The 10,689-nt window shown below is 69.3% G+C and carries 9 protein-coding genes and 1 pseudogene; 2 read left to right on the plus strand and 8 right to left on the minus strand.

The genetic code is table 11. The features are described from left to right. Positions 1-39: 39 nt before the first annotated feature. The 8 genes and pseudogenes from JAV51_RS18795 to JAV51_RS18830 form a co-directional block, all read right to left on the minus strand. On the minus strand, positions 40-552 hold the full coding sequence (locus tag JAV51_RS18795; protein WP_231642633.1) for a hydrogenase maturation protease: 513 nt from the start codon (positions 550-552) through the stop codon (positions 40-42). Positions 553-629: 77 nt separating this feature from the next. Further along, a complete protein-coding gene (locus tag JAV51_RS18800) occupies positions 630-962 on the minus strand; it encodes a DUF3140 domain-containing protein (protein WP_197322060.1) in 333 nt (110 codons plus the stop codon). 35 nt (positions 963-997) lie between these two features. Next, positions 998-1,843 (minus strand): SDR family oxidoreductase, encoded by an 846-nt coding sequence (locus tag JAV51_RS18805; protein WP_197322061.1) that lies wholly within the window; start codon positions 1,841-1,843, stop codon positions 998-1,000. Continuing rightward, positions 1,840-3,954 (minus strand): xanthine dehydrogenase family protein molybdopterin-binding subunit, encoded by a 2,115-nt coding sequence (locus JAV51_RS18810; protein WP_197322062.1) that lies wholly within the window; start codon positions 3,952-3,954, stop codon positions 1,840-1,842. Before JAV51_RS18810 ends, JAV51_RS18805 begins: the two co-directional genes overlap by 4 nt. Further along, positions 3,951-4,940, minus strand: a complete 990-nt coding sequence (locus tag JAV51_RS18815) for a xanthine dehydrogenase family protein subunit M (protein ID WP_197322063.1) — start codon at positions 4,938-4,940, stop codon at positions 3,951-3,953. The genes JAV51_RS18810 and JAV51_RS18815 overlap by 4 nt, the downstream gene beginning before the upstream one ends. After that, complete coding sequence (locus JAV51_RS18820; RefSeq protein WP_197322064.1) at positions 4,937-5,482, minus strand: (2Fe-2S)-binding protein; 546 nt, start codon at positions 5,480-5,482, stop codon at positions 4,937-4,939. Before JAV51_RS18820 ends, JAV51_RS18815 begins: the two co-directional genes overlap by 4 nt. 91 nt (positions 5,483-5,573) lie before the next feature. Beyond that, positions 5,574-6,374, minus strand: coding sequence for a SigB/SigF/SigG family RNA polymerase sigma factor (locus JAV51_RS18825; protein ID WP_197322065.1), 801 nt, complete (start codon positions 6,372-6,374; stop codon positions 5,574-5,576). 572 nt (positions 6,375-6,946) lie between these two features. Next, positions 6,947-7,426, minus strand: a pseudogene (locus tag JAV51_RS18830) (Scr1 family TA system antitoxin-like transcriptional regulator); the annotation flags it as partial. A 286-nt stretch (positions 7,427-7,712) separates the two neighbouring features. On the opposite strand from JAV51_RS18830, the gene JAV51_RS18835 reads away from it, so the two are divergent. Then, the gene (locus tag JAV51_RS18835) at positions 7,713-8,543 is read left to right on the plus strand and encodes a hypothetical protein (RefSeq protein WP_307845931.1); all 831 of its coding nucleotides are present in this window, start codon (positions 7,713-7,715) and stop codon (positions 8,541-8,543) included. A gap of 1,293 nt (positions 8,544-9,836) precedes the next feature. Further along, positions 9,837-10,689 (plus strand): methionine adenosyltransferase (gene metK, locus JAV51_RS18840; RefSeq protein WP_197322066.1); only part of this gene is annotated, 853 nt, incomplete at its 3' end.

The following is a 10,689-nucleotide window of genomic DNA, read 5'->3' on the forward strand; positions in this document are numbered from 1 at the left end:
AGTCGACCCCCGCGACGAGGTCGGGTGACGGCCGTCGACTCACCCGGGTCGTGCCGTCGTGCTCCCTCCACTGTCGACGGTGGCGGGAGCGCCCCAGACGAGTTCGGTGATCAGTGTGACGGCGTCGTCGACGGCGGCGTGGACGTCGGTGCTGAGGCCGACCCCGGTGGTGGTCCGTGGCTCGCAGCCCACGACGACCAACCGGGACGCGTCCCCACCGAGCAGGCGCAGGAGCGTGAGCTCGGCCGCCGGGGTGAGGCGATGCGGCCTCGGGCCGAGAACGTTCGTCTCGGCTTCGGGCGCGAGCAGGTCCAGGTCGGCCACCCACAGCCGCCCGGGAGCGCCGCCGTGCGGGGTGCCGTCCACCAGCACGGTGGTGTCGTAGTCGCCGAGCATGTCGTGCTGGAGGCGGCTCCGCCCGATGCCGTGGTCGGCCAGCTGCACCCAGGCGGGCAGGCGCTGCTCTGCAAGCCGTTGGACCACCTCCAGCGCGAAGCCCTCGTCACCGCGCAGAAGTGTTCCGACCCCTGTGACCAGCACACGTGGCCTCATGAGTGCCACGGTATGCGTGGCCGTGGGTGAACACAACGGCCGGAGATCCCACTCCGAGCGGAGGTCCCGTCCCGCCGTCAGGTGGTCGGCTTCAGCGGGTCGTGTCCGATGGTCATGAGGCGGTGTCGCCACCGGACGTCGCCGGCGGTCGGTTCGAGATCGTCCCGGCGCTGGCCGTGGACCCGGTCGACGACGCGGCGCATGACCTCCAGGTCGTCGGGCTGCAGGTCGGTCTTGCGTTTGCCCAGGATGTCGAGCACTCGGCGGCCCAGGTGCGGGCCGGCCCGGTCGGGCAGTTCCTCGTCGTCGGTGTCGGCCGAGCGCGTACGGAGCCACTCGGCCAGCTCCCGGGACGTCATGTTGACCACCCGGTGGAACTCGTCCCACAGTTCGTCCGTGTGGGCGTCCATGCGACGGCCTCCCTTCGCGCGATCGAGTCGTGTCGTCAGCCCGGGGTGGTCTCGCCGCCGAGAGCGGCCATGACCTCGCCCGTGTAGTACGACGACAACTGGTTGGCGGCGAGGAAGACGTACGAGGGGGCGAGTTCGTCGGGGTCGGCGGCGCGGCCCATCGGCACCTGCTGACCGAACTGCTCGACGTGCTCCTTCGACATCGTGGCCGGGATCAGCGGGGTCCAGACGGGGCCGGGTGCCACGCAGTTGATGCGGATGTCCCGCGAGACGAGGGACTGGGCCATGGCGAACGTCCACGCGTGCACGGCCCCCTTGGTGGCCGAGTAGTCGATGAGCTTCTTGTTGCCTCGCAGCCCGTTCACCGAGCCCGTGTTCACGATGGCGCTTCCCGCGGGCATGTGCCGGAGTGCGGCGGCGGTGACGCGGAAGTAGGAGTGGACGTTGACCTCGAACGTGTGAACCCACTGTGCGTCGTCGATCTCCGCGAACGACTCGTGCTCCTGTTGGGTGGCGATGTTGTTGACCAACAGGTCGAGGCCGTCGAACTCACGGACCGTGTCGGCGACGATCTGCTCGCAGTGGCGCGCGTCGGCGAGGTCGCCGGGAAGCAGCAGGCAGCGACGCCCTTCCTGCCGGACCAACGCGGCGGTGTGCGCGGCGTCGTCGTGTTCGTCGAGGTAGGCGATGGCGACGTCGGCGCCCTCCTTGGCGAACGCGATGGCGACCGCGCGTCCGATCCCGGAGTCACCACCCGTGATGAGGGCCTTCCGGCCGCGGAGCAGGTCCCGTCCCACCCAGCCGCGCATCTCGTCACGCGGGTGCGGGTCCATTCGCCCGGTGTCGCCGGGAGGCTGCTGGCTCTGCTGAGGCTGGTTCACCGGATCACTCCTTGGGTCAGGTTCGGTTCGAACACCACGTCGTTGGTGATGGGGAGGTCGCGGACGCGGATGCCCGTGGCGTGGTGCACGGCGTTGGCGATCGCGGCGGCCGTGCCGACGATGCCGATCTCCCCGATCCCCTTGCTGCCGAGCGGACCGAGGTGCGGGTCGTGCTCGTCGATCCAGTGCGCCTCGACGGACGGCACGTCGGCGCAGGTCGCGATGTGGTACTCGGCGAGGTCGTGGTTCACCACGAACCCGAGTCGTTCGTCGAGCACGCTGGTCTCGTGCAGGGCCATCGACAGGCCCATCGTCATGCCGCCCACGAGCTGCGACCGGGCCGTCCGCGGGTTCAGCACCCGGCCGACGGCGAACACGCCGAGAAGCCGGGGCACACGGACCTCGCCGGTGTGGACGTTGACGTGCGCCTCGGCGAACTGGGCGCCGTAGGCGGCCGCGGCGAACCGCTTCCGGCCGCACTCGTCCGAGCCGGTGTACTCGTCGCCGTCCGCCGGATCGGCCCCGTACTTCTCCCGGAACCGCCGCGCCGCCGCCACCACGGCGGATCCCCAGTTGGCGGTTCCGGAGGAGCCGCCCGCCACCGGGGCTCGCGGCAGCGTGGTGTCGCCGATCCGGACGTCGACCTCGTCGAGGCGCACGTCGAGGGCGTCGGCGGCGATCTGGGTGAGCACGGTCCAGGCTCCGGTACCGAGGTCCGCGGCCCCGATGCCCACCTCGTACCGGCCGTCCCGATACCGCACCGAGGCCGCTGCCGACCCCGGCCGTCGCAGTACCGGATAGGTCGAGCTCGCGACGCCCGTGCCGACCCACCAGTCACCGTCCCGCCTCGCCCGGGGCAGGCGCGGGCGGGACTCCCAGCCGAAGCGGCGCGCTCCCTCGGTGAGGCAGGCGACCAGGTTGCGGGACGAATAGGGCAACCCGGTGTCCGGGTCGCGTTCGGGTTCGTTGCGCAGGCGCAGCTCGACGGGGTCGAGTCCGCACGCCTCGGCGAGTTCGTCCATGGCCACCTCGGGAGCGAACATCCCGGGGCACTCGCCGGGTGCCCGCATCCACGACGGCACGGGCAGGTCGAGTGCCGCCAGCCGGTGCGTGGTGCGCCGATGCTCGGCGGCGTACATCGTCCGGGCGGGAAGGCCGGTCTGTTCGGCGAACTCCTTGAATCGCGAGGTCAACTCGACGACGTCGTTGCTGATGCCGGTCAGCCGTCCGTCGACGTCGGCCGACAACCGTACGTGCTGGACGGTCGGTGTCCGGTACCCGACGAACGAGAACATCTGCTGTCGCGTGACCGCGAACTTCACCGCCCGCCCCTCGACGCGTTGCGCGGCGAGTGCGGCGATCACGTCGTGCGCATGCGGTCGGCCCTTCGACCCGAAGCCACCACCGACGTACGGGGCCACCACCCGCACCTGCTCGGGATCGAGCCCGAACACGGCCGCCATCGCGTCCCGCAGGGGATGCACGCCCTGCGTCGAGTCGTAGAGGGTGAGCACCACGTCGTCGTCGCCGTGCCAGGCCGCGACGGTGGTGTGCGGTTCCATCGGGTTGTTGTGGTTCATCGCCGTGGTGTAGGTCGCGTCCACCGCGCGGGAAGCCGCGTCGAACGCCGTGTCCGGGTCGCCGGTCACGGTGTCGGTGGGGTGGTTGGGATTGACGACCTCGGGCTTGTAGAGATCGGGGCGGTCGGCCGAGAAGGCGACGTCGTGGGGACGCTGCTCGATCTCGACACGCACGAGATCGGCGGCCTGGCGGGCGACTTCCGGGGTCTCGGCCACCACGGCGGCGACGATCTGACCCCGGAACCACACCGTGTCCGACTGGAGCACCTCCAGCTCGGCGTCGTGGCCGGTACGCAGTCGCGGCGCGTTGAACGGCGTCAACACCGTCAGCACGCCGTCGAGGGCCGTGGCCGCGCGAGCGTCCACCTCGGTGACGCGTCCCCTGGCGACCGTCGACCGGACCACCTGCAGGTGAGCGGGTTCCGGCACGGGCTGTTCGTAGGCGTAGCGCGCCCTGCCCGTCACCTTGGCCCACGCGTCGACGCGTTCGACGTCGGTGCCGACGACGTGCGGCTGCAACGGCTCGGTCATGTGTCCTCCCGCGACAGCTCCCGCAGGACGGAGGCGAGCATCGAACGCGCCAACGGGATCTTGAATGCGTTGTCGCGCAACGGTTCCGCGGCGGCCAGTTCCACCTCGGCCGCGTCGTCGAACGCGCGCGAGGTTGCTTCCGCACCGCGCAACGCGCGCTCGGCCGCGGTCGCCCGCCACGGCTTGTGGGCCACGCCGCCCAACGCGATCCGCACGTCCCGGACCACGCCGTTCTCGACGGCCAGCGCCGCCGCCACCGACACGAGGGCGAACGCGAAGGACGCTCGGTCGCGTGCCTTCGCGTAGCGGGAGCGCCCGGCGAACGGCGACGGTGGCAGGTCGACGGCGGTGATCAGCTCACCGTGGTCGAGCACCGTGTCCCGTTCCGGGTGCTCGCCGGGGAGTCGATGCAGCTCGACGACGGGCACCGTTCGTTCGCCGTTCACCGTCCGGATGCGGACCACGGCGTCGAGCGCGGCCAGTGCCACGGCCATGTCCGACGGGTGGACGGCCACACAGTGCCGGGACGCGCCGAGCACGGCGTGATATCGCGTGTAGCCGTCGAGCGCCGAGCAACCGGCACCGGGCGACCGCTTGTTGCACGGGGTGGTGACGTCCTGGAAGTAGACGCAGCGGGTGCGTTGCAGCAGGTTGCCGCCCACCGTGGCGAGATTGCGCAACTGCCCGGACGCACCCGAGAGCAGGGCCTGCGACAACACGGGGTACCGCTCGCGGACGAGCGGGTGCGCGGCGACGTCGCTGTTGCGTGCTCCCGCCCCGACGCGCACCCCGCCGTCGGGACGTTCTTCGACGGTGTCGAGCCCCAGCTCGGAGACGTCGACCAACAACTCGGGCGACGTGACGCCGAGTTTCATGTGGTCGACGAGGTTCGTACCGCCGGCCAGATAGGCGGCCCTGCGGTTGTCCGTCACCGTGGCGACGGCGGCGTCCGCGGTCTCGACCTTGCGGTACTCGAACGGGATCACGACGTCGCACCCCGCGGCTCGGTGGTCGCGAGTCCCCGGGCGTCGGCCACCTCCGCGACGGCCGCGACGATGCCCTGGTACGCGCCGCAGCGACACAGGTTGCCGCTCATGCGTTCCCGGATCTCGGCGGCGTCCAGCGTGGGCGCGGTGCCGGGTGGGGTGACCGAACTCGGCCACCCGGCCTCGACCTCGGCCAGCACCCCGGCCGCCGAGCAGATCTGGCCGGGTGTGCAGTAGCCGCACTGGAGGCCGTCGTGGTCGACGAACGCGCGGTGCAACGGATGCGGTGACCCGTCGTCACCCCGAAGCCCGTCGCTGGTGGTGATCATGCTGCCGTCGGCCGCGACGGCGAATGTCAGGCAGGTCGTGACCCGCCGCCCGTCCCGCAGCACTGTGCACGATCCGCACTGACCGTGGTCGCATCCCTTCTTCGGGGACGTGATGCCGAGCCGGTCGCGCAGGGCGTCGAGCAGCGTGACCCGGGTGTCGACCGTGATCGTGTGGTGGCGGCCGTCGACGATGAGCGTGATCTCGGTATTCATGCGACCCCGTCCGGCTCGTTCCCGACTTCCCCGGCTCGGCTGCGGCTTACCCCGGTGGTGGTCGGGCCAAACGGTCGGGGGACGGGGCGGCTCACTCGCTGAGTCGGGTGCGCAGGAACTGCAGCGTGCGGGCGAGCAGGCGCGAGACGTGCATCTGGGAGATGCCGACGCGCTCGGCGATCTGGGTCTGGGTCATGTTGCCGAAGAAGCGCAGGATCAGCACTCGTCGTTCGCGTTCCGGCAGGCTGGCCAACAGCGGCTGCAGTGACTCGTGGTACTCGACGTTCTCGAGCTGCACGTCGTCCTCGCCGACGGTCTCCGCCAGGGGCAGGGTGCCTTCGTCGTCGTAGGCCGCGTCCATCGACACCGACTGGTAGGCGTTGCCCGCGAGCAGACCGTCCCAGACGTCCTCCGGGGAGAGCCCGAGTTCGGATGCCAGCTCACTGGGGGTGGGCGCTCGCCCGAGCCGTTGGGCCAGCTTGCCGCTCGCCTGGCTGAGCGAGAGGTGCAGCTCCTTCAACCGCCGTGGCACACGGACGGCCCAACTGGAGTCGCGGAAGTGCCGCCGGACCTCACCCATGATCGTCGGCACGGCGAAGGCCACGAACTCGGTGCCGCGGGTCGCGTCGAAGCGATCGATGGCGTTGAGCAGTCCCAACCGTGCGACCTGCACCAGGTCGTCTCTCGGCTCACCACGGCCGACGAACCGCCGGGCGATGTGCTCGGCGAGCGGGAGGCAGCGGGTGATGATCTCGTCGCGCACGGCCGTTCGCCGCGGATCGTCCGGATCCAGGGCGGCCAGTGTGTTGAACAACGGAGCGAGGTCCTCGTACCCGCTTGAGCCTCCCGCCTTGTCGCGTTCCGCGAGTCGGGATTGCTCGTCAGGAGTCACGGGACCGTGGCTACCCAAGCGGCTCGCCGACCACACCACGGCCACGGCTGGTCGGGCGACAGTCTTGACAGCCCGCGAAGCCACCATCGCGCCCGCGCGATCGTCATCGTGAGTGACTGTCCATCGCGGTTGTTCTCGTGTCGTCACTCGACAGTGTCATCGGACGGGAGAGGCGTGCTCGCCTTCCGTGAATCGCTCTCCCGAGCGAGTCGACGTTCCCGCGAGGGTGGTCTCCTGTCTGTCCACAATAGACAGTTCGGAGTCCGAATGTCGCGACGTGCGTGAGTGAATCGTTGTCCTTGCGTTATCTGCGCTGGTGGGCGTACGGTCGAATCGGTTGTGATCCAACCGTGCCGGCGGAATCCGTTCGACGGGAGGCGGCGACCGGATGGCGTGCACGAAGGACCTCGTCGACGTGAGGGTCGACAGGCCTGCGGTAGGGCTGGTCGTCGTCAAGGTCTCCGGAGAGGTCGACATCCTCGCAGCTCCCACGCTGCGACGGTGTCTGGACGAGACGGTCCCGGCAGCCGACTCCCTGGTGCTCGACCTCGGCGACACGACCTTCTTCGGGTCTGGCGCCCACGCAGCATGCGCAGGTGCAGCGTCAGTTGGTCGGCGCGTGGACCGGCGAGTTCGGCGCGCAGCAGCGCTTCGGCGTAGGCTGGCGTCTGCAGCAGTTCCGGGACGTGTTGCGGTTCGAAGGCGCGCACCTCGGTGGCCGAGTATTCGAATCCCGCGAGAAGTGCCAATGAGCGGGGTGGGAAGTGTTCGGGGAACTCGTCCTCCCACCAGTCCGGCGAGTGCATCTCGACGCGGTCACGGAGTTCCCGGTAGTACGGCGCCCGGTCGCTGTGACCGTAGGCGTCGAGCATGATTTCGAGGCTGTCGTGGCTCGGGAGGTAGCGGCCCATCTCGTAGTGGCCGATGGTCGCGCGGCTCTTGCCGATCCGGCGAGCGATCTCGCTCTGATTGGAGTTCTCACTCGCTTCGCGCAGCTTCTTCAATCCTTGGGTGAACGCCCACTCCGCGACGACGTGGCTCACTTCGACCAAGGGCCTCACCTTTCGGCTGCGGGTGAAGCGGGCACACTTCACCCGTACGGGCCACGCCGCGGTGTAGCGCGCTAGTCTGCTAGCACGCTACATTCGACGTGGCTACGGACAGTTGGACGCTTGTCACGTTAGCCCCCGGCGGCGTCGGCCTTGGGTGAACCCCCACCTGGTCGCGTCGCCGGTTCCGCGCTTCGGGAAACGCGAGGACACGGCGGGGGTACGCGACGTGGGCGACGGGGGAGTGGGGGATGTTCCGGGAGGCGGATCAGGGGACGCCGACTGGGGGGTGGCCACCACTGTCGGTGATCGGCGGATCGGGGACCACACGCCGCTGACGGTTGCCGTCGCGGACGCCCGGGCGGGGCGGGAGGCGGCGGATGTGGCGTGCTGGGAACGCCGCCGTCGTCACCGTCACGTGCGGCTGTGGGTGGTGTGCCTGGAGGTCGTCGCGGCGGCGCGCAACGAGGTCGACGCCGAGTTCCGGTTGGCGCGGTACGTGCGCAGGCCGATGCATCGCATCGGCGACGTGCCGGCGTTGCGCTATACGGGAGTGCCGGAGCCTGCTCCCGCGACGTGCGAGCAGGAGCGGGCCGCCTATCCCCTCGCGGCGTTGGTGTGTCAGCACGATCAGACCCCGTTCGGCGAGCTGGAGCGCGTTCACGTCGCCGCGTACGTCCGCGCGCTCGCCCAGGCCCGTGCGCGGCTCCGTGGAGCCGTCGGCGGGGTGGGCTCGCCGTGCGACGGGCAGTCCACCTCGCCGGTGGGCGAACTGCGACTGCAATGGTGGCGGGTGCACCACCGCGTGCTGTGCCTCGCGGGGCCGGGCGAGGCGCCGACGCGAGCGAACGAACTCGCGGCGTCGATCGTCGACGACGCAGGTGGAACCGCTGCTCGCGTCGTCGACCTGCGGCCCGACGACGGTTACGTCGACGGGTCGGGGCGACGTGTGCATCCGGCGACGACACTGTGTCCCGAGGCGGTCGGGGCGCTGTGGGACGACTACGACGCCGCCGAGGTCGACGTCGGCGAGGAAACAGCCGTGGCGGACGTGCTGGCGCGGGCCGCCGTCCAGGTGTGGAAGACGTTCGCCGACGACGCGCGGTCGGTGTTCCGGTGAACGGAATGAGGCTTGCTGGAAAACTATGCAAACATCGGTGGCGCACGTATGCTCGATCCCGTAGTCGACGGATTGTGAACAGCATTTCGTCGACCGGCCGTGCGCCCGCTTCCCTCCCCAGGGCGTATCGGTGGCGAGGGTGCCCCGGTGCTGAACCCCCAGCAGCACCGGGGCGCTGTGCCACCGTTCTTTCTTCCGGTTTTCCGCTGGTCGACGGCAGTCGACGGCTCTCTTCCGAGTGCGATCGCCGTGTCCGGGAAAGCTATTCCGTCGCGGGTGTCCGCTGTTGCGTAATCGGTCGTCGGTGAGAATGCGTGACCCGTCTCGTTGGGCAGCGAGGAATCGGCGTCCGGGTTCGATATTCGTTCGGTGTCGAAGCGTGGGAAGAATTGCTCGTGGCGGTGTCGTTGACGCGTGTGTGAAATGCCGCTCGCCTTCTTCGAGTGGCATGTTCGGTTCGGTCGGTCGGGCGCGGGTGGGGAGACGGTGCAGTTCAGCGGCTCGGGAGAGGGCGTCAAGGGCGGGGTGTCGGTGAATCTCCGAACGGAGAGTAAGCCGTCGCTGTCGAGGTTTCTCGGACGGAGTAATCATTCGCTGAGGTGGTACCGCGGTTTCGCAGGTGTTCAACAGTGAACTCGAACGGGCATTGCCAAGATCAGTTCGATGTGTTGTGATCTTCTGTGGCCTGTGCCCGGGCGACTGATCGACGAGGTCGGCGTCGGGGCGGCCACTGGAGTGACCGTGTGATCGGATTGGTGGGGAGTGCCGTTTCGATGTGGTGTTCACCGAAAGACGTTCACCGCGTTACGGCACGGCGGAATTCCCCGACGCTGCGAAGGGGGCGATATGTCACACGTGTGTTCGAGATTTCCAGCCGAGTGAGTCGGGTGTCGCCCCGAAAGTGCGGTGGCGTCCTCGGTGGATCGCCGACGTCGCCACGGCTTCGCCGGGGTCGCGGGTCGCCCGCGCTCGACCAGTCGCACGACAGTGCGGGCGGAAACGTTTCCATCGCAGCGAACTGAGCACACTCGGTGTGTCCGTTGTCCCGGAACGTCACAGTCAGGAGCGAATCGTGCACTCGGGGTGGAGTTCGATTCGAGGTGTCGTGATGTGGGAGTCCGGTCGAGGCGGCCGGAGGGAGACCTACCTCACGCCTGTCGGAGATCGGTCTCACGCACTGGGTCGGTGGTTGCCGGCCCGGTAACCTCGCCTGGGCAGACATCCACGCGCGGCCCGACGTGGAACTCCGGAGACGAACGGCGATATGTCAGCGATGAAAGACGAGGATGCATAGTGACCGCTAATCGAAGGCTGTTCACCAGTGAGTCCGTCACGGAGGGTCACCCGGACAAGATGTGTGACGCGATCAGCGACACCATCCTGGACGCCCTGCTCGAAGCGGACCCTCGAAGCCGTGTCGCGGTGGAGTCCCTCATCACCACCGGTCAGGTGCACGTGGCGGGCGAGGTGACCACCGAGGCCTACGTGGACGTCCCCACGCTCGTGCGCGACCGCATCCTCGAGATCGGCTACGACTCGTCGGCGAAGGGATTCGACGGCGCGTCATGTGGGGTCAACGTGGCCATCGGTTCGCAGTCGCCGGACATCGCGCAGGGTGTGGACACCGCCTACGAGACGCGGCTCGACCAGGCTCTCGACGAGTTGGACCGGCAGGGTGCCGGTGACCAGGGGTTGATGTTCGGGTACGCGTGCTCGGACACCCCAGAGTTGATGCCGTTGCCGATCGCGCTTGCTCACCGTCTCTCGCGCAGGCTCACCGAGGTGCGGAAGAACGGCACCGTGCCGTACCTGCGGCCGGACGGCAAGACGCAGGTCACCATCGAGTACGAGGGCGACCGCCCGGTGCGGCTGGACACGGTGGTGGTGTCCAGCCAGCACGCGGAGGGCATCGACCTCGACGGCATGCTGACCCGTGACCTGGTGCAACACGTCATCGAGCCCGAGGCGGCCTCCCTGGGCCTCGACGCCTCCGAGCCGCGCACGCTGATCAACCCGACCGGTCGGTTCGTGGTCGGTGGTCCGATGGGTGACGCGGGGTTGACCGGTCGCAAGATCATCGTGGACACCTACGGCGGGATGGCGCGGCATGGTGGTGGCGCGTTCTCGGGCAAGGACCCGTCGAAGG

Origin of the sequence: Saccharomonospora sp. NB11, assembly GCF_015910535.1 — a bacterium.
In the GTDB taxonomy this organism is placed as follows: domain Bacteria; phylum Actinomycetota; class Actinomycetes; order Mycobacteriales; family Pseudonocardiaceae; genus Saccharomonospora.

Excerpts from the sequence above, each read along its gene's own strand:
- JAV51_RS18810 (WP_197322062.1), bottom strand. The coding sequence starts at position 3,954 with ATGACCGAGCCGTTGCAGCCGCACGTCGTCGGCACCGACGTCGAACGC.
- JAV51_RS18820 (WP_197322064.1), bottom strand. The coding sequence starts at position 5,482 with ATGAATACCGAGATCACGCTCATCGTCGACGGCCGCCACCACACGATC.
- JAV51_RS18800 (WP_197322060.1), bottom strand. The coding sequence starts at position 962 with ATGGACGCCCACACGGACGAACTGTGGGACGAGTTCCACCGGGTGGTC.
- JAV51_RS18795 (WP_231642633.1), bottom strand. The coding sequence starts at position 552 with ATGAGGCCACGTGTGCTGGTCACAGGGGTCGGAACACTTCTGCGCGGT.